The following is an 18,608-nucleotide window of genomic DNA, read 5'->3' on the forward strand; positions in this document are numbered from 1 at the left end:
CGCACGCGGTTCCGGCCGCCGGCCGCAGGACATCCCGCACATGGAACCCACTCCCCTTCTGGAAGCGCGCGCCATCGGCAAGAGCTTTCTCGGCATCACCGCGCTCGACAACGTAGACTTCACGCTCAACCGCGGAGAGATCCACGCGCTGCTCGGCGAAAACGGCGCCGGCAAGTCGACGCTCATCAAGATTCTGACCGGCGTTTACACCCGCGACAGAGGCAGCGTCATGCTGGACGGGGCGAAGATCGAGCCCGGCAACGTGGCGGAAGCGCAGGCGCTTGGCATTGGCACGGTCTACCAGGAGGTGAACCTGCTGGAGAACCTGACCGTTGCGGAGAACCTGTTTCTCGGTCGCCAGCCGCGACGGTTCGGCCTGGTAGACAAGCGGGAGATGCGAAGGAAGGCGCGAAACCTGCTGGAAGGCTATGGCCTCGACATCGATGTCGATGCCCTTCTCTCTTCCTACTCCGTCGCCATTCGCCAGATTATCGCGATCGCCCGGGCAGTCGACCTGTCAGGGAAGGTCCTGGTGCTGGACGAACCGACGGCGAGCCTCGATTCCCATGAGGTCGAGATGGTGTTCGCCGTGCTGCGTCGCCTGCGCGACCAGGGGCTCGGGATCATCATCATCACCCACTTCCTCAACCAGGTTTACGCCATTTCAGATCGCGTCACCGTGCTGCGCAACGGCCGTCTGGTCGGTAGCCGGCCGATTGGCGAGCTGCCGCGCATGGACCTGATCTCGATGATGCTCGGCCGGGAACTCCAGCACATCACCCGGGATCACCACGCCGCGGAGACCACGGTGGAGGCAGGCGAAGCACCGATCCGCTTTTCCGGCTACGGAAAGCGGGGAACCGTTGCGCCCTTTGATCTCGACGTCCGACCTGGTGAAGTTGTCGGCATCGCCGGCCTCCTCGGCTCCGGCCGCACGGAAACCGCCTTCCTGCTCTTCGGCGTGGAGACACCCGACAGCGGCACGGCCAGCATCGATGGCGGGGAAGTCCGGATAACTTCGCCAGAGAGCGCCATCCGCCACGGCTTCGGCTTCTGCCCGGAGGAGCGAAAGAGCGACGGGATCATCGGCGATTTCTCCGTGAGCGAAAACATCGCGCTCGCCCTGCAGGCGAGACAAGGATGGGCAAGACCGATCTCTTCCCGCGACAAGCGCAGCCTTGCCGACGAATACATCAAGTCCCTCGACATCCGGCCACCGGATCCGGATCGCCCCATCAAGTTCCTCTCCGGCGGCAACCAGCAGAAGGCGATCCTGGCGCGCTGGCTCGCTACCCATCCGCGTCTGCTGATCCTCGACGAGCCGACCCGAGGCATCGACATCGGCGCCCATGCCGAAATCCTCAAGATGATCGAGAAGCTGTGCGCCGACGGCATGTCGCTCGTCGTCATCTCCTCCGAACTGGAGGAACTGACCGCCGTCGCCCACCGGGTGATCGTGCTTGCCGATCGTCGACACGTGGCCGAACTTACCGGTGAGGCCATCACCGCCGACAACATCATGAAGGCGATCGCAGCGCCGTCGCAGACGGAGGCCGCCTGATGAACGCGCTGACCCGACGCCTGCGCCGCATCGCGCCGCAGCTCGCCGCACTGGCAATCATCATAGCACTGATCAGCCTGCTGTCGCCCGGCTTCCTTGACATCACCTTCCAGAATGGCCGCCTCTACGGCAGTCTCGTGGATGTGCTGGTCCGCGCCGCACCCGTCGCGCTGCTGACGATCGGCATGACGCTCGTTATCGCGACCCGCGGTATCGACCTCTCGATCGGTGCCGTCATCGCCATCTGCGGCGCGGTTGCCGCGACCCTGATCAGCGATGGTCAGCCCTTGGTGACCGTGATTGTCGTGTCACTCGGTGTAGGCTTGCTCTGCGGCTTGTGGAACGGCTTTCTCGTGGCCGTCCTCGACATCCAGCCGATCATCGCCACGCTGATCCTGATGGTTGCCGGCCGCGGCATCGCACAGCTCATCACCGAGGGTGTCATCCTTACCTTCAACAACGAGAGCTTTGCGGCCTTCGGCTCCGGTACTCTCCTCGGCATTCCGATCCCGATCCTGATGTGGGTCGGCGCAGCGCTTCTGGTGGGCCTTCTGGTCCGCCGCTCGGCACTCGGCTTTCTCATCGAGGCGACCGGCATCAACCGGCGTGCCGCCATGCTCGCCGGCATTCGCGCCCGCTTCCTGCTCTTCTTCGTCTATGCGGTATCCGGCCTCATGGCGGCGGTCGCCGGCCTGATCGTCACCGCCGACATTCGTGGCGCCGATGCCAACAATGCCGGGCTCTGGCTTGAACTCGACGCCATCCTCGCGGTGGTAATCGGCGGCAACTCCCTGAACGGTGGTCGTTTCTCGATCCTTGCAGCGCTCATCGGCGCCCTGATCATCCAGTCGATCAACACCGGCATTCTCGTCTCAGGCTTTCCTCCCGAGTTCAACCTGGTCATCAAGGCCGGCATCATCATCCTTGTGCTGACGCTGCAGTCCCCGGCGATCGTGACCCTGCTCGGCTTCCTGAAGCCGAGCAGGCGGACGGCCGAGCCGGTCAAGGCGGAAAGGACAGCGCCATGATCCACGCCCGCAACCTGCCCTTCGTCGCGGCCTTGGCGATCTTCCTGCTCGCCTACCTCGCCTGCATCCTGCAGTTTCCCAACATGCTGTCGACCCGCGTGATCGGCAACCTGCTGACCGACAACGCCTTCCTCGGCATTGCGGCGGTGGGCATGACTTTCGTGATCCTGTCGGGCGGCATCGACCTCTCGATCGGCTCGGTGATTGCTTTCACCAGCGTCTTCGTCGCGGTCATGGTCGGAAGCCTCGGCGTCAATCCGATCATCGCCTTCTGCGCCGTACTCGCCATCTCCACCGCCTTCGGGGCGGCCATGGGGCTGATGATCCGCTTCCTCGGCATCCCGCCCTTCGTGGTGACGCTGGCCGGCATGTTCCTTGCCCGCGGCGTCGCCTATCTTATCTCGACGCAATCCGTCCCGATCTCCCATCCCGTGATCGACGCCATCCAGGGCTTCTACTTCCGCTTCCCGGGCGGCGGGCGCCTCACCGCGATGGCCATGCTGATGCTGCTCGTCTTCGTGATTGGAGCCTTCATCGCCGGCCGCACACGCTTCGGCGCCAATGTCTATGCGATCGGCGGCAATCCACAGTCCGCCGAACTCATGGGAGTTCCCATCACGCGCACGACCGTCGGCATCTACGCACTCTCCGGCTTCCTCTCTGGCCTCGCCGGCATCGCCTACACCCTATACACCTCATCCGGCTATTCGCTGGCGACCGTCGGCGTGGAACTGGATGCCATCGCCGCCGTGGTGATCGGCGGCACGCTTTTGACTGGCGGCGCCGGCCTTGTGGCGGGAACATTTGTCGGCATACTGATACAGGGGCTCATCCAGACCTATATCGTGTTCGACGGCACGTTATCCTCCTGGTGGACGAAGATCGTGATCGGCATCCTGCTGTTCACCTTCATTGTCCTGCAGCGCGGCATTGTGTGGTATTCAGATCGTAAGCTTGCAGAGGGGCGCTTGGCAGAGGGACGCCTGAAGGAGGCATGATTGGGACTGCTTGAATCGACGATCACCGGCCGCAAGGGTCGCAGCAGTCATGCGCATGTGGTCGCGGAACTCGGCAGCGCAATCGTCGCCGGCAGGATTGCCGAAGGCTCCCTGCTTCCCGGTGACGCCGAACTCTCGGCCCGGTTCGGCGTCTCGCGCACGGTGCTGCGCGAAGCGATGAAGACGCTCGCTGCCAAGCGACTCATAGAACCCAAGGCCAAGGTCGGCACCCGTGTCCTCGATCGTTCGAAGTGGAACTTCTTCGATGCGGACGTGCTCGGCTGGCGCTGCCAGTCCGGGCTGGATTTCGACTTCATCGAGCATCTCGCCGAGATGCGGATGGCCCTCGAACCGGCAGCGGCAGCCGCAGCGGCCCGGCGCGCCTCCAATGACGATATTGTCCAACTCTATGCCATCGCGGCAAGGTTTGATGATCAGAGCCACACGCCGGAAACCATCGCCCAGGTGGACCTGGAATTCCACCAGGCGATCGCGCGCATGTCCGGCAATCCCTTTATGCGATCGGCAAGCGCCATCGTCGAAGCGGCGCTGGCGATTTCCTTCCAGCTCTCTTCGCCCGCTGCCTCCCCGGAAAAGATCGCCGAAGTTGCAAGCAATCATCTTCGCATCGCCCATGCGATTGCCTCGCGCGATCCGGAGAAGGCGGTGCAGGCCATGCGGCACGTGATCGAGGTGGGCAAGAGCCGCATTCGCGCTTCGATCGCACCATCCTCCCCAACGAAGCCGGACGAACCGTCAGCCCCCCTGCCCGTCGCCTCCGCCTCCTGACGTCCCGCGGCGTCCGGCGGTCAGGTCTTCGAGAGTGACCGGCCGAAACTCCCGAGCATCCACCCCGACATCGAACTGCCGCCGCATCGGCTTCAGCCGCCCATGCGAGTGGCCATGCAGGTTCATCGACTTCCTGCCCATCTGGTTCCAGGTTCGGAAGGGGTAGTGGCAGAGCACGAGCATCTGCCCGCCGATCCGTATTTCCGCATAATGCTGCACGCTCACCCAGCCAGTCGCCCTGATGACCGTATCCGGATCATTGTTGCCGATGATAAGGTGTTTTCTACCGTTCAGTCGCCGGAGCAACATGTCCGGCTCACCCTGCCGGGCCCACATGAAGTCACCCAGGTGCCAGAGTTCATCATCCGGGAGAACCGTTGCGTTCCACAGGTCGATCAGAGCCTCGTCGTGTTCGGCCCTGCTAGAAAACGGCCGACGATCGATCGCCAGGACCCGAGGGTCGGAGAAATGCGTGTCGCTCGTGAAATAGATCATGCGGCAGCAAACGCACCAGTCACGCCATCGATCCTCCAAGTCGGCCTCACCTGACGAAGGTCAATTCGGATCGTTGCGCTGCTTCGTCGACTCTGACATGGTCGCGGAAATTAGAATCAACTGATATTGCATTTACGCCAGCAGGTTAACCGTGTCGCTCGAAACGCTCGTCAGTCATCAGCAGGAAGGCATAGCCGCAAGGCTGCGCGGCCTCGGACACGACAGCAACCCGTTCCTTGCACGCGAACTCCTGCCGCAGGCCACCGGCGAACCTGCGGAAGAATGGCGCTCAAAGGCGGAGGCCTGGCTTTTCGGCTGGCTCATCGAGAATGCCTGGCGGCAGGATGATTCTTAAGCCTCGCAATCCCTACTTGTAGACCGGCATTGTCTCGGGCGGCTGGTAGTCGGACGGTGCAGTCGTCGTGCAGGCGGTAAGCATCAGGACGGCGATCAGGGCAAGAATTCTCACGGCGGTCTCCAGTATTCTACGCTGTTCAGATTAGGCGAAGATTCTTACCAGGACCTGAACCACCCACCCCGGAACATGGCCGGGAACTCCTCGGTCCGACCTGCATTCTAGACCTGAAATGTCGAATGCGGAGAATGCCATGAAACCCCTCGTCTCGCTGGTCCTCGGAGTAGGCCTCGCAGTACTCCTGTTCATCGGCGGGTTCATGGGCTTCAGCTGGCTGATCTCCGAGGACGAGCCGCACCGCTTCGCCAATCTCGACGGGACGCCACTGTGGACGAATGATCCCGTCCCGGTGAACCGCGAGACCCAAAGCTACGAAAGGATCGCGGCGGCACCGGTGCCACCCGTCTTCGCGGCGATGGCCGTGGATGTTCCCGACGAGATGGAAGAGGAGATGCGGCTGGCGTCAAGGGCCCGACAGGAAGAAGATCCGGGCCTAGACCAGTTTGCAACCGGCGCCGTGGATCCCATGGACCTCGCCTCCACCGCGCATGCACACTGGTGCTCAGGCCAGTATCGCTCCTATCGCGTGGAGGATAACAGTTATCAGCCCTATAACGGCCCGCGCCGGGAATGCGAGTCGCCCCATATGGCTGATCTTGAGGTCATCGCATCACGGAATGCAGATCTGCCGGACGAAGCCGTCTACGAGGATATTGCCCAATCAGGCCTTCCCGTTGCGGAACCGGCTAGTTTCACCGGCGCGACCCGTGCTGCCAACATGGAAGCGCCTATGGATGCGCATGTGGAATGGTGCCTGCAGCGCTACAGATCCTACCGTCGGGAAGACAACAGCTATCAACCCTATGGCGGGCCCCGGCGGCAATGCATGTCGCCATTCAGCTGAGCAGCCGACATCGGTAATGTCGGCGTGACGGCGGCTTTGCACCCGATCACGCCACCTGAAACATCATCTCCCGATGATAGTACTTGAAATAGGCATGCACCTTCGCCGCGGTGTTGGAGCAGCCGTCGAACTCGACGCCGATCCGGCCATTGCGGAACCAGCGTATGTGCGCCTCCACCGTGCACAGGCCATCGCAGGTGAGCTTGACCGAACTCCCCAACATGCCTCGAAAGCCTCCCTTGAGTTCGATTGCCGCGCCGCTCGTCGATAGGTCCCGCAAAAGACCCGGCGTTTCCAGGCCCATGTAGATGATCGTGACCTCCGCGAAGGTTTGCCGTCGGAGCGCCCTCCTGGTCTTTCTACCCCCTGCCTTCCCGCTCAGTTGGTGCATATCTGCAGTTCCTCACGCCGCTTCAGAGGAAAGCGTGGCACCCACCCGTTACAGCGGGATTGAGGAGAATGCTAAAAATTGACAAAAGAAAGACTTTTTCTGACTCCCACTCAGAATCACATAGGACTTCAGTCCCTATCCCTGGTTCACCTGCCGTTCATACTGGCAGGGCCACACTGGCGACATGACTGATTATCAACCGAACCTCAGGCCCCTGGAGCCCGCTGAACTGCAGCTTCTGGAATGCGTTTTGAACCTTGTCTGTCAGCGGCGGGGGCTCGAGAAGACCAGCGTGGAAGCCGAGAACATCGCGGCCGATCTTGTCCAGCTTTACGAGCGCGGCGTGCGGCAGGAGGTCGACTTCGGCACCTTGATGAGCTGAATCACGCGGAGGGCCGATAGCGCCCAACGACTGCCGGACTTTAGTCCCAGATGCTTTTTTCAGGGAACCCGCACCATCTGTGAACATTTTGCCTTCGGCTAATTCTGGAGCGCATCATGAAGGTGGTCTTGTCGATCCTGGGCGGGCTTTGCTTTTCCGTCATCACGTTCGTCGCTGGTCTCGTTGCAGCAACCCTGTATTTCTCCTCTGGCGATGAAAAGAAACAGCTGGCGGATACGACCGATCTATGGACCAACCATCCTGTGCGGATCGACGCCGCGAGCAACAACTTCGAGCGCCTCCCGAGCCGGGCGGCGGCACCAGAGCCGGCATTGGCGGCCAGCCAGGATCGATCCCGGCTGCCGACAAGTACAGGGACGGCAATGGCCGCCGTAGGCGACACCGCTGATGGCATGGAAGACGTGGCGATCGACACCACGATGACCGGTTCCATATCGCCTGACCCGATGGAAACATACACCGGCACATCCGAAGAGCCGCAGTTGAGCGAAGCGCATCTTGAGTGGTGTTCTTCCCGGTACCGGTCATACCGCCCCAGGGACAACAGCTACACGCCCTACAGCGGCGGCCGGCGGGAGTGCAAGTCGCCCTTCTCGACGACGCCGCAGAACCAGGCCGCTTTGTCCGAGGAAGACACGATCTCGCCGCCCCCCACGGCAGAAGACAGTTTTGCAGAGGAGACGACGGAGCCCGCGAACCAAAACGTGGAACAGGCAGCGGCAGATGAAATGCCCACCAGCTATGGCACCTGGGAGCACGCAAAATCCTGCTTCTCGCGCTACCGCTCCTATCGCCCCGAGGACAATACCTACCAACCCTACGGCGGCGGCCCCCGTCGCCAGTGTCAGTAGGCCCTGGATGGTGAGATATAATCTGATATGAGCGGAAATGGTGGGCCCGGAGGGCCTGCCGAATTCCAAGAAAATCAGCAGCTTAACCCCTTGTGGGACGAAAACACCGCTTCATAAAAATCAATGGCTTAGTAAAGCCGCCGTCCCACTTTTTCCGGCCGTTTCTGCCCCTCCTTTCCCGGTCGTATTGCGGCCAGGGAGGCGCGCATGAGCGGGGCACTGCCATTCCGGGATGTGAAGCTGCAATGGCTTCAGCAGTTGAGCTGCGACAAGGATTTGAGCGACAGCGCGCGGTCTGTGGCGCTCTACATCATCACCACGCATTTGAACGGCCACACCGAAAAGGCGTGGCCGTCCTATCAAACGATTGCCGACGCGACCGGCAAGAGCGTCAAGACCATTCAGCGCGCCGTCCGTGAACTTGAGGTCAAAAGATGGTTCGAGGTCCAGCGCGGAAATGGCGTCGGGCACAACACAGAATATCGTCCCTCAGCGGCGTCGATTTTACGCGCATCGGACGCCCGCGAAAAGACGGACAAAGTTGTCACCCTTTACCCTGACAAAGGCGGTCAAAATCGTCCGGAAAGGCGGTCAGATTTGTCCAGCGAAGGGGGACAAATATGTCCACCAAACCCAGAGAAAGAAAAAATAAATAAACCTAACCCGCGCGAGGACGCCCCGCCGCGCGTCGAGACGCGGCGAGCCGTCCCGCTCGTTTTCGTGGCCGAGAATAAGGCGGATCAGGTCGAGCAATGGGGCTCCTGGTTGCGACGTCACGGCTTTCCTTCGATCGACGCCTTGGGCATGCGGACGATGAAAACCGGAAAGCCCGGCTATGCCTTGCCCAGCTATTGGCCACCGGACGAGACAAGCCCGAATGCGCTTGATTGGATCGCTTTCTTCAGCCGTCGCCGTGACCATATCGCCCAAGAAACCGCCCGACAAACCGACCTTCGGAGGGCCTCATGACGGACGGCGATTTGAAGGGAGCAAGGCGACCCCTGTCATACGGCGAGCCTTCTGACAGGGAGCCTTGTGAGGGGAGGCAGGCCTCCCCTTCAAACCCCACCAAGAGCACGCGGCGATCGCCCAGAGGCGAACTCAATGCCGTCGTGGTTTTCCGCTGCACGGCATCGGAAAAGCAGGCGCTGACCGCACGCGCAGCGCGGGCCGGTCTGCCCTTCGCCACGCTGATGCGGGAAGCGCTTGGCCTCACCGAGGCGCGCCGCCGCCGCCCGGTTCCCAAGGTGGACCCGGGGCTGGTGCTCGCCGTCGCGCGGATCGGCGGCAACCTCAACCAGATTGCGCGATGGCTGAACACGGCCCAGGCGCAGGGCCAGGTTCCCGCCATCGACGCAATCACGGTTGCCGCGCGCCTGGTCGCCATCGAGCGGGCGTTATCGGAAACGCTTGAGCAGTTCACGGCCAAGGATGGCGCGCCGTGCTGATCAAGTTCTTCCGAAACGGCCAGGGCGGCGGATCGGGACCGGTTGACTACCTGGTCGAGCGCGACGTCGTCGCTTACGACCAGAACCGCAACGCGATCCGCGACGAGCGCGGCGAGATCATGCTGTTTGCCCGCGAGCCCCTGCCTGAAGTGCTGCGCGGCGATGCCGACCGCATGCGCGCGCTGATCGACGCCTGTCCACACCAGTGGACCTATCGGGCCGGCGTCATCGCCTTCACGGCTGAAGACGGGCCGAACCCTGCCCAGCAACGACAGGTGATGGACGCCTTCGAGAGCCTTGCCTTTGCCGGCCTCGAACCCGACCAGCACGATATGCTTTGGGTCCGCCATACCCACGAGGGCCGCGTCGAGCTGCATTTCGTGACGCCACGCATGGAGCTTGCGAGCGGGCGCAGCCTCAATATCGCGCCACCCGGCTACCAGAAGCACTACGACGCCCTGCGCGATGTTCTGAACAAGGAACACGGCTGGAACGATCCGATGGCGCCGGAGCGTGCCCGCGAGACCGTCAGCCTCATCGAGAGTGTCAGGCGCGGCGATGCCCGTGAGTTGATCCATGACTGGATCGTCCAGCGCATCGAGACCGGCCAAATCCATGACCGTCCGAGCATGACCGAAGCCTTGACGGCGGCGGGTTTCGACCTGCCGCGCGCCGGCAAAAACTACATCACCGTGCGCGATCCGGAGACGGACGAGCGCTGGCGCCTGAAAGGAGACCTGTTCCGTGAAGACTGGACCCGAGAGAATACCCTTGAGCGAGCGCTTGAAAGATCGGCTGGCGAGCCCAGCCGATCCGGAAGCCGACTCAACGCCATCGCCCTCGACGAGCTTCGCGACCGATTGGAGCGAAGCCTTGAAGCGCGCGCAAGCTACAATCGAGACCGATATCCGCAGCTTCACGGACGCGAACCGCCAGCACTTGAGCGAGGCACTGGCGATGACCGAGGTGGACGTGAACCGGCTCCGGTCGATGGTGCAGCCGTACTTCCTGACCATGAGCGCGGTGGCATTGCTGATCGTCCTGTTGAGCTTCACCGCGAGCTGGTTTTGGGCGGGCCTGATGATCGACCGCGCCCAGAGCGCCAGCCTCTGGCAGATGGGCTTGCAGATCAACCAGACCAGCAACGGCAAAGTCCTGACCTGGGACGTCAACCGCCTTCAGCTGATCACCTGCCAGGCCGGGACCGACAAAACGCCATGCCTGAAGATCGTCCAGGGAGATTGACCGATGACCGAAACCACCAGACCACCGATGCCCGAGAGCCTTTCGCCGCTGGAGCGCGAATTGCTGGGTTACGTCGAGACGTTGATGAACACCTTGCAGAGCGGAACCGCGCAGTTCGAGGCGCTGGAGAAACGCTCGACCGACATGATCGAAAACCGGCAAGCGGCTTTGGAAGGATCGCTGAAATCGCTCATCGCGTCACAGGCTACCTTCATGAACGTCTGGCTCGGCTCCGGCACACCTTCCAGCGGCACGGCCTCGACCGAGCTGGCGGAAGCGTTCGCCCTGCTGGAGCAAGCCGAAGCGATGCTGGAGGCGGTCGCGCCGCCGACGTGACAGCCCGACCGCCTGCGCCAAGTCGCGGCCGCAACTGATCCTCATTTCCGTCCGGAGTTTCGAGCCATGAATTTGATTATTCAGCCCTATCGCTATGCCCTTTCCATTGCCGTCGTGGCCGCCGGTTTCCTGCTGATGGAGACCACGCCGTTGTTCTGGCCACCCATCTACCAGAACGCGCGCGCCGCGATCCTGGTCATGTTTTGCGGGTTTGCGCTGCTGACCTTGGCAGGAGACACCCAGGGCCGCATCCGCAGCGCGTCGGGCTTAGCTGTAGGGGCTGCCCTCCTTGCCGCGTCTGCTCTCGCCCTTACCGACCCGGCCATTGCGGCCGGCGTCCTGCTCGACAGCTTCAAGGCTTGGCGAAATGCCGGCTATTCCGGAATCGAGAGCATCCGAGGCATAGTTTCGACATGGGATCGCTTCACCGAGGCGCAAAAGCTTGGCGTGCAAACCAGCTTCGCCATCGGCCTGCCTGTGCCGCTGTTCCTCATTCTGCGGGCGATCATGATCAACGCGCCGGCATCGTCCAACCGGATTTCCAAACAAGGACCATGGCGCGCCCGGTGGATGAACCGGAGCGAACTGCGCCAGCTCAGGCACAACGATACCGGCTTGCCGCTCGGTCTCTCCAGCGGAGCAATGCTCCGTTATCGCCCCAATCCCAAAACGGGATGGCGCGCCGGCCATCATGTCGCCATCGCCGGCACCCGCGCCGGGAAAGGCGTGTCCGTCGTCATTCCCGCCATCATAGACCATGACGGACCGGTCGCCGTCCTCGACATCAAGGGTGAAAACTTCGCCGTCACCCGCCGCTATCGGCGATCGCTCGGGCGCCAGGTCGTGGTTCTCAATCCCTTCGGTGTCATCGAGCCGTCGAGGGATCGCTTCAATCCGCTTGACTATATCCGGCAAGCGCACCTGGTCCGCGATATCGAGGTCATTGCCGAAGGCCTTGTTCGGCCGGAAAGTGGAAACGGCTCGCACTTCGCCGAAATGGCGAAATCCATGATCGCCGCCGTGATCGAGGTCGTCATGACCAGGCGCGTGGAAGCCGATCGCAACCTTATCACCGTCATGGACCTGCTGTTTTCCGCAGGCTTTGAGAAGACGCTGTCGGAATGGGCCGGTGCGCCAGAGACATTCGGCACCCGCCCGGCCGCCGCCGCCGCCACCTTCCTTGCAGCCGGCGAGAACGAGCGCGGCGCCATCAAGACGACGATCAAGAAGGCGTTTGATTGGGCGCGTTCCGACGAACTGCGCAGTTTCCTCAACGCCTCTACATGCTCGCTCGAAAACCTGTTCGAGGGCCGCGCCGACCTCTTCATGGTGGTGCCGCTCGACCAGGTGGACGCCCAAGCCGTCTTTCTCCGATTGCTGACAAACATCATTCTCGGCATGGCCGTTCGCCTTGAGGGTGCCAGGAAGCCGAAAAGGAACGTGCTTCTGGTGCTGGACGAGTTTGTCCGTCTCGGCAGTATGGAAAAGCTGATCAACATTGCCAACGTTGCCGCCGGCTGCGGCATCGAGGCGCTGTTCATTACCCAGGACAAGGGCCAGATCGAAAGCGTCTATGGCAAGGGCGACACCGCCAGCATTCTCGGCTCATGCGTCACCACCCGCATTTTCGGCCTCGGCCGCGCCGAATTTGAAACCGCTAATTGGGCCGCGAATGCACTTGGCGATCAGACGGTGCTCACCCGCACGAAGCAATCGTCTGCGAAGTTCGGGGAGAGCCGCAAGACCTCGACAGCCGAGCAGCGCCAGAAGCTCATGACCGCCGATCAGATCCTGGAAATGAAGACCGGCAAGATGCTGCTGCTAACGGGGTCGAAGCCGCCAGCGCTGGTTGACGCGATAGTTTCGCACAGGCATCCCGCGTATCGGGGGAAGCTAGATCGGAATCCGATGGTGTAGTTGGTATGCAAGGCGCTTGATCGGTATCGTTGCGACTTCCAATTAGCGGGGCTACAACTCCCAATCTGCCGAAGGTCGCTTCGCCAGTCGAGATTCGAATGATCTTCCCGCTCGGGAAATTTGTGCTCGACAACAGGCGAATATCTTTAATAATTTCCCGAGCGGGAAGATCATGATGGCAAGGCAAGTCAGAACTTCAAACGATATCGGTGCCCTGGTGCGGAGCGTGCGTAAGGAGCAAAACCTACGACAGGACGAGCTTGCTGGCGTCTCCGGCGTTGGGGTCCGTTTTATTGTCGATCTCGAAGCAGGTAAGCCGACAGCACAAATCGGAAAGGTGTTGCACGTTCTGCAGACGCTCGGCTGCTCTGTGGAAATTTTAGCCCCTGGCGACCGTAGAAGATGATGGCATGACAATCAGACGCGATAAGCAATTGGTCGACTTCACCATCTCTCTCACCGCCGTATTTACCGTAGTTTCAGCTTAGTCAGGAGGGGTTGACGCCGCTGAAACACTGAGAAGAAAATTTCAAAAACTTGCGTAGCCACTGGAGAATAAATGCTAATTGAAACAAAATTAAACGCAGGGGAAATTCGGTTTTCTACTTGGCTTACCCGGCAGGGCTGCCCTTGGATATTTATCGATCAGAAGCCTGGCTTAACCGCTGACGGTGCTAAACGTGCACCGAAAAAAGCTTTCCATAGACCCGATTTTTTAGTGCTAATCGACGGCTTCGGATCAATCGCTGTTGATGTTAAAACATATGAGATTCAAACTAGGTTTGTCACAACCGGCGGTACATATGATCCTCCTGACTATATCGAGGTGGCGTTCGTTCGTCTCGTATGGGAAGAAGTCAAGCGATTGCGTGAGTTTCAGCGAATTTCAAATATTCCTGTTTGGATTTCGATGCAAAGTCCAAAAAGTCAATTATCCTATATGTATCGGATAGATGCCATATACGATGCTTACTCACCCATCTTCATCTCTGAAGAGAGAAGATACTTTGGCATCGACGATCAAGAGCCTATGGAAATTTTTGACGAATGGCCAATTACATTGGCTGTCGATAAAATAACGGCATCAGAAGAACCATCTTTCGATTTTGTTGTAGATGGTTACGGCAAGTTTCTCCTCGACTTTGGAGCAGCCAGACATATCTCCTCGGTTTTCGTCCACCCAATCGTCGTGAACCTCGAGGGGGAAAGTCACGTAAAGGATCTTATTTCTATTCGGCAGGATCGCGACCTGAGTGAAGAGCATCCGCCGTGGCCGCAGGAAGTTGCTTTGGCCGAAAAGATAGCGACGGATCTACGTATTGAGCCGCCCCGTATTCGCGATAGACTCGCCTACAAGAATTTCATTGCGTTCAACGAAATGGAGTGGAAAAAAATTAGGCTGCCGCCAAAGAGCAAAAAGTCCCGGCGCAGCTGAGGCTCGATTCACACATTGGCCGCCAACCCAAATTCCGCGATAAGAAAATCCACGGTCGCCTGGTCGCGCAGCTTGCAGACTATGTTCTGGTTCGCAAAGGCACCCCTGAACCATTTGGCTTGGGACGGCTCTACCGTCTTGCGCCATTCGACGCCAACGACATATTCCGCCCGGTCAACGGGTTCGCTGATCCGCTTCATTGGAGGTTCGGCAAGCGGTTGCTCGAAGAGTAGCCCGTCTGCTGTCAAAAACTCAGAGGCAAGCTTTGCCTGGCTAGTGACCGTCCCGTAGCCGATATAGCCCTTGCCCTTGTCATACACGAAAATCTCGTCGCCGACGGCAAGCTGCTCCAGGCGCTTGGTGTAAAATTCACCGCCGCCAGCACTCACGAAACCGTGACGCTTCATATCGGTCCAGGAGCGGTGTTCGCCGAGGCCGGCATTGACAAAGTAGTAGCCGGACCACGGCGGGCGGACCTTGCGTTCGGAGCGTTCTTCCACTTCTTCCTGATCGAGCAGAAAATCCGTCGTCAGCCATTCTTGGCCGTTGGCCTCGAAGACGTTGAAGAAGACGGTGTTGATGGCGACGCTATGCTCTTCCGACAGATATTCGACGATCCGCCGAGACGCCGGGTCGAGCTCGCTGGCGACAATCAACATCGAGTGGCTGCCATTGAGCTGTTCGGGAATGGCTTCGCCGAACTTTTCACGGAATGCGCTCACTAGGCGGGTCTGGAGATATCGTTCGGCTCGTTCGTAAATCTGAGGCGTCGTCAAAGTTCGAACCCAGGAGGCGTAATCAAGCACCTGTGCCACGATTTCCCGCGGCGTGCGGTCCTTCTTGAGTTCGATGATGATGAGAGCTCCTGAGGCATCTAACGCCAGCAGATCGATGAATTTGCCGTGGTCCGTTGGCACCTGCCGACCAATGACCATGGCGTCCAGGCCGAGCAGCGACGGATCGGCCGCAACCCATTCCTCGATCATACTTTCCTTCATCAAAGCCCGGCGCGTTGCTGGCTTCAATTTGCCGTCAACGATGGAGTAGAGCGAGCTCATGCGGCCTCAGCCTCCTCTTCTGACGGGTACAGCTCGCCGAGCTTCTGGTGTAGCGTCTGGATCGCGGCGAAACCGGGTTCATCAGCCAGCCTCCTTATGTCGTAGTCGCGGCAAAAAGCTATGTCACTGGCTGACATGTAGAACTCCTTCACCAAGACCTCTTTAATCTGCTGGGCGTCGTCTGTGTACTCCCGCTCCTCGGGGTCCTGCGAGGCAATCAGAAAGGCCTTGTAGCCTTCTCCAATAGCCGGTGCGCTGTGACGCTGGATCTCCTCGACGGTACGAAGCACATCACGAACCTTGCGGGCGAGTTCGTCTTCCGAGTTGAAGAAGATGTTCCCGTTGGCGTGGGCAGTGTCATTGCGTTCGTCCACCAGCTTGGCATAGGTGCCGATCTTGGCGTTGTCGCACTGGATCAGTTTCAGGAACCGCAGCACCGACCGCTCGTTGACGGCGCTGAACACGAAGGGCGAAGTCGCATTCATCAGGTCCTTTTCAACGTCCTTATTAAACCCTATCATGGCAGTCTCGAAGGGGCCAGGGCGGATCAGTCTGATCTGCCAAATGTTGAAATAGACAAAGCTCATCACCAGCATGTGGTAAGCGAGAAAGGCAAACTGGTATTTGCCATGCTCGACATTGCTGTTGAAGGTCTCCCAGAGGAAGCGGATATAGTCGCGTTCCTTGGGCGTGCGGTAGGACAGTGGCAGATAGGTTTCGAGCTGGACGGCCTCTTCGATCATGCTGCGACCCCCGCCTTGGCTTCACCCCAAACACACGCCATTGCGGCTTCAATCTTTTTCTCGAAGCGCGCGATCAGGTCGCGGTTACCGTTGACGAGGGCCTGCTCCGCTTCGATGTCAGCGACGATAGCTTCCTGAATTTCGATATCGGGAAGCGGAACCTCGACCTTCAAAAGCTGCGATTTTGCAACGTTTTTCATGCTCCCGCTGGTTCCGCCGCAGATTGAGGATATCCGCGCCCGATATTCATCGGACGCGATGACGGTGTGAATGTATTTTGCGCTGACATCCGGTCGAGTGATCACAGTTTGCCAAAGTCGATCAGGCAGAAACAAGTCGGGGAAATCGTCTTCGACATAGGCGCTTGCTCCAACCAGTGCTTCGGTATTCATGCGGCTGATGATGATCGAGCCTTTGCGTGGGCTGCATTTCACTCGGTCCACTTCTTCGGGTAATACAGCCTTGTGTTCGTCCGGGTTGAATATCCCTGACGTAACTGCGCTGGTTTTAAGAATCCCTATCTCGCCCGGTAGCTTCGTGCGGTTCTCGGAGTTTACGCTTACGCCCGCCTCTAGCGCTTCAAAGATCTCCCCGAGTTCCACCGACGGCCACTCGGGATCAACCGGGATGTGGGGGCGGTAGTTATCGAGGACGGCGCGGGCACCGTCGATGATGCGCTGGTAGCCCTCGACCTCGGCCACAATCTCGCGCTGAATCTCAAGTGGCGGGAGGGGAATTTCAATGTCGCGGACGATTTTCTGGGAAATGTTGGGCTGCGCCCCGCCACCCGCAAATCTAATCAGCGTTGCCTTATTATGCCGCAGCAGACGATAGAGGAAGTTAGGGTCTAGCCGCGCATCTGGCACTAAAGCACAAACGGCCTGATTGGTTGATGCAGCCATGCGAAGAATCCCGACCTCACCGGCAGTCGCGCCGTACATGGCCACCAGAACGGCATTAGGTGGAAAGATCTTTGCAGAAGAACTATTTAGAGCCTCCTCCGTGATATAGGTTTCGGCACTGAAAATTTCACCTTGTGAAATCTCGCCACTTTTGAGCCAAGGCACTACACCGTCTTTGTAAAACTCCGGTCGATCCGTCGCTGGTGTCCCGCCAGCACCTGTTTTGCATACATCGCCAATCTTGATACGCTGCTATTTGGATGCAGCAGCCACCTCCTGCCTATATCGCTCACTGCTCAGGTTGTAGTCACCTGCCGCAGCAAACTCGGATCGAGGCACCGCAAAGCCGAGATTACTCTCCAATTGCTCGCCGTCGCCCACCCTCGCGACCTGCAACCAAGCGCCCAACTCAGCCTTAACCTGTGCCAACTGGGATCCCTTTACCGCCTTACGCTGCGCGCCAAGGGCGAAACCGTCATTCTCAATCTTGAAAAAGGCAACGTGCTTGCTCGCCTTGGCCACCGCGCGATCAAGGATCAGGATAGAAGTCTTCACGCCGGAATAGGGGTTGAATACGCCTGCGGGCAGCGAGATGACAGCGGCAAGGTGATTCTCGACCAGCATCCTACGCAGGGCCACATATGCGCTTTGGCTTTGGAAGATGATACCCTCAGGCACAACGATGGCGGCGCGACCGTTCGGCGTCAGGTGTTCGGCGATGTAATCGACAAACAGCACTTCGCTGCGCTTGGATTGCACCTGAAAGCGGGTGTGCGGCTTGATCCCGTCCTTTGGCGACATGAAGGGCGGGTTGACGAGAATGACGTCGGCCGTCTCGGTCCATTTGTCTTCGCTGGTGAGCGTATCGTATTCCTCGACCTTCGGGTCAGCAAAACCATGTAGGTAGAGATTTACCAGCGACAAACGCACCATATCGGGCGAGATGTCATAGCCCCGTATGTTGCGGGCAAGGCGGGCGCGATCATCAGGCTGCAACAGGTCGCCGGGATAGCGCATCGGGCTTTCCAGCGCCTGCTCTGCAGCGTCGCCTTCGGTGCTGGTGCCATTGCCGTTCACCACGCCGGTCGAGTTCTGCTTTAGGATATGCTTGTAAGCCGAAATCAGAAAACCCGCCGTGCCGCAGGCCGGGTCCATGATGACCTCGTTCTTCTGCGGGTTGATGATCTCGACCATGAAATCGATGATATGACGGGGTGTGCGAAACTGGCCCGCATCCCCCTGGCTGCCCAGAACGGACAACAGGTACTCGAAAGCATCGCCCAGCTTCTCGCTATGGTCGTAGGTGAAGCTGTTTATCTCACGGAGGAATGCTCGCAGCGTTTCCGGATCGCGATAGGGCAGATAGGCGTTGCGGAAAATGTCACGAAAGAGCTTGGGCAGCACCTCGTTCTGCACCATGTTTGTCAGCGCTTCCGAATAGGTGTTGAGCATGTCCTGCCCAGACACGCCGGGGGTCACCAGCTTCGCCCAGCGATACCGCTCATAGTCCTTGGTGAAGAAGCGACGCTCACCGCCCAACTCCTCGGCCTCAAGATCCATGTCGTCCATGAACTTGTAGATCAGCGCGATGGTAATCTGCTCCACTTGGCTTTTCGGATCAGGCACCTTACCAACAAGAATGTCACGGCAAGTGTCGATGCGGCGCTTTGTATCTGTATCGAGCATTTC

Annotated in this window: 19 protein-coding genes and 1 pseudogene; 15 read left to right on the forward strand and 5 right to left on the reverse strand. The window is 59.7% G+C overall.

Translation table 11 applies throughout. The annotated features are described in order from the left end of the window. Positions 1-40 precede the first annotated feature (40 nt). Genes ytfR through FN060_RS10500 form a run of 4 tightly spaced genes read left to right on the forward strand, consistent with a single transcriptional unit; the run spans position 41 to position 4,376 of the window. On the forward strand, positions 41-1,561 hold the full coding sequence (gene ytfR / locus FN060_RS10485; RefSeq protein ID WP_142587983.1) for a galactofuranose ABC transporter, ATP-binding protein YtfR: 1,521 nt from the start codon (positions 41-43) through the stop codon (positions 1,559-1,561). Beyond that, positions 1,561-2,589 carry an ABC transporter permease gene (locus FN060_RS10490; protein ID WP_183949628.1) on the forward strand — a complete coding sequence of 343 codons (1,029 nt, stop codon included), beginning with the start codon at positions 1,561-1,563 and terminating at the stop codon, positions 2,587-2,589. Before ytfR ends, FN060_RS10490 begins: the two co-directional genes overlap by 1 nt. Then, a complete protein-coding gene (yjfF, locus tag FN060_RS10495) occupies positions 2,586-3,587 on the forward strand; it encodes a galactofuranose ABC transporter, permease protein YjfF (RefSeq protein WP_142587985.1) in 1,002 nt (333 codons plus the stop codon). The genes FN060_RS10490 and yjfF overlap by 4 nt, the downstream gene beginning before the upstream one ends. Then, positions 3,588-4,376, forward strand: a complete 789-nt coding sequence (locus FN060_RS10500) for a FadR/GntR family transcriptional regulator (RefSeq protein ID WP_142587986.1) — start codon at positions 3,588-3,590, stop codon at positions 4,374-4,376. On the opposite strand, the gene FN060_RS10505 is transcribed toward FN060_RS10500, so the two are convergent. Further along, a complete protein-coding gene (locus FN060_RS10505) occupies positions 4,344-4,871 on the reverse strand; it encodes a hydrolase (RefSeq protein ID WP_142587987.1) in 528 nt (175 codons plus the stop codon). The genes FN060_RS10500 and FN060_RS10505 overlap by 33 nt on opposite strands. A gap of 151 nt (positions 4,872-5,022) precedes the next feature. Between FN060_RS10505 and FN060_RS10510 the strand changes: the two genes are divergently transcribed. After that, a complete protein-coding gene (locus FN060_RS10510) occupies positions 5,023-5,226 on the forward strand; it encodes a CrpP-related protein (RefSeq protein WP_142587988.1) in 204 nt (67 codons plus the stop codon). 253 nt (positions 5,227-5,479) lie between these two features. Next, complete coding sequence (locus FN060_RS10515; RefSeq protein ID WP_183949627.1) at positions 5,480-6,190, forward strand: BA14K family protein; 711 nt, start codon at positions 5,480-5,482, stop codon at positions 6,188-6,190. Positions 6,191-6,236: 46 nt separating this feature from the next. Here the strand turns inward: FN060_RS10515 and FN060_RS10520 are convergent, their stop codons facing one another. Next, positions 6,237-6,581, reverse strand: a complete 345-nt coding sequence (locus FN060_RS10520; protein ID WP_142587990.1) for a PilZ domain-containing protein — start codon at positions 6,579-6,581, stop codon at positions 6,237-6,239. Between the two features lie 184 nt (positions 6,582-6,765). Here FN060_RS10520 and FN060_RS10525 point away from each other — a divergent pair, with 184 nt between their 5' ends. The 9 genes from FN060_RS10525 to FN060_RS10560 all read left to right on the forward strand — a co-directional run bounded on the left by FN060_RS10525 (position 6,766) and on the right by FN060_RS10560 (position 14,216). After that, on the forward strand, positions 6,766-6,963 hold the full coding sequence (locus FN060_RS10525) for a hypothetical protein (RefSeq protein ID WP_142587991.1): 198 nt from the start codon (positions 6,766-6,768) through the stop codon (positions 6,961-6,963). A 116-nt stretch (positions 6,964-7,079) separates the two neighbouring features. Continuing rightward, positions 7,080-7,835 carry a BA14K family protein gene (locus tag FN060_RS10530; protein ID WP_142587992.1) on the forward strand — a complete coding sequence of 252 codons (756 nt, stop codon included), beginning with the start codon at positions 7,080-7,082 and terminating at the stop codon, positions 7,833-7,835. A 207-nt stretch (positions 7,836-8,042) separates the two neighbouring features. Beyond that, positions 8,043-8,804: a helix-turn-helix domain-containing protein gene (locus tag FN060_RS10535; RefSeq protein ID WP_142587993.1), complete on the forward strand. Its 762-nt coding sequence runs from the start codon at positions 8,043-8,045 to the stop codon at positions 8,802-8,804. After that, positions 8,801-9,283: a MobC family plasmid mobilization relaxosome protein gene (locus FN060_RS10540; protein WP_210310627.1), complete on the forward strand. Its 483-nt coding sequence runs from the start codon at positions 8,801-8,803 to the stop codon at positions 9,281-9,283. Before FN060_RS10535 ends, FN060_RS10540 begins: the two co-directional genes overlap by 4 nt. A 744-nt stretch (positions 9,284-10,027) precedes the next feature. After that, positions 10,028-10,528: a hypothetical protein gene (locus tag FN060_RS23100; RefSeq protein ID WP_244665805.1), complete on the forward strand. Its 501-nt coding sequence runs from the start codon at positions 10,028-10,030 to the stop codon at positions 10,526-10,528. A 3-nt stretch (positions 10,529-10,531) separates the two neighbouring features. After that, complete coding sequence (locus FN060_RS23105; RefSeq protein WP_244665806.1) at positions 10,532-10,864, forward strand: hypothetical protein; 333 nt, start codon at positions 10,532-10,534, stop codon at positions 10,862-10,864. Between the two features lie 66 nt (positions 10,865-10,930). Continuing rightward, on the forward strand, positions 10,931-12,781 hold the full coding sequence (locus tag FN060_RS10550) for a type IV secretory system conjugative DNA transfer family protein (protein ID WP_142587995.1): 1,851 nt from the start codon (positions 10,931-10,933) through the stop codon (positions 12,779-12,781). Between the two features lie 175 nt (positions 12,782-12,956). Beyond that, a complete protein-coding gene (locus FN060_RS10555; RefSeq protein ID WP_142587996.1) occupies positions 12,957-13,187 on the forward strand; it encodes a type II toxin-antitoxin system Y4mF family antitoxin in 231 nt (76 codons plus the stop codon). Positions 13,188-13,340: 153 nt separating this feature from the next. After that, positions 13,341-14,216, forward strand: a complete 876-nt coding sequence (locus tag FN060_RS10560; protein ID WP_142587997.1) for a hypothetical protein — start codon at positions 13,341-13,343, stop codon at positions 14,214-14,216. A gap of 8 nt (positions 14,217-14,224) precedes the next feature. Here FN060_RS10560 and FN060_RS10565 read toward each other — a convergent pair whose 3' ends face one another. The 3 genes and pseudogenes from FN060_RS10565 to FN060_RS23535 form a co-directional block, all read right to left on the reverse strand. Next, complete coding sequence (locus tag FN060_RS10565; RefSeq protein WP_142587998.1) at positions 14,225-15,274, reverse strand: PDDEXK family nuclease; 1,050 nt, start codon at positions 15,272-15,274, stop codon at positions 14,225-14,227. Next, on the reverse strand, positions 15,271-16,017 hold the full coding sequence (locus FN060_RS10570) for a hypothetical protein (RefSeq protein WP_142587999.1): 747 nt from the start codon (positions 16,015-16,017) through the stop codon (positions 15,271-15,273). The genes FN060_RS10565 and FN060_RS10570 overlap by 4 nt, the downstream gene beginning before the upstream one ends. Next, positions 16,014-18,605: pseudogene (locus tag FN060_RS23535) on the reverse strand (N-6 DNA methylase). The gene FN060_RS10570 and the pseudogene FN060_RS23535 overlap by 4 nt, the downstream one beginning before the upstream one ends. Positions 18,606-18,608 lie beyond the last annotated feature (3 nt).

Source organism: Pseudorhizobium halotolerans (assembly GCF_902153235.2).
Taxonomy (GTDB): Bacteria; Pseudomonadota; Alphaproteobacteria; order Rhizobiales; family Rhizobiaceae; genus Neorhizobium; species Neorhizobium flavum.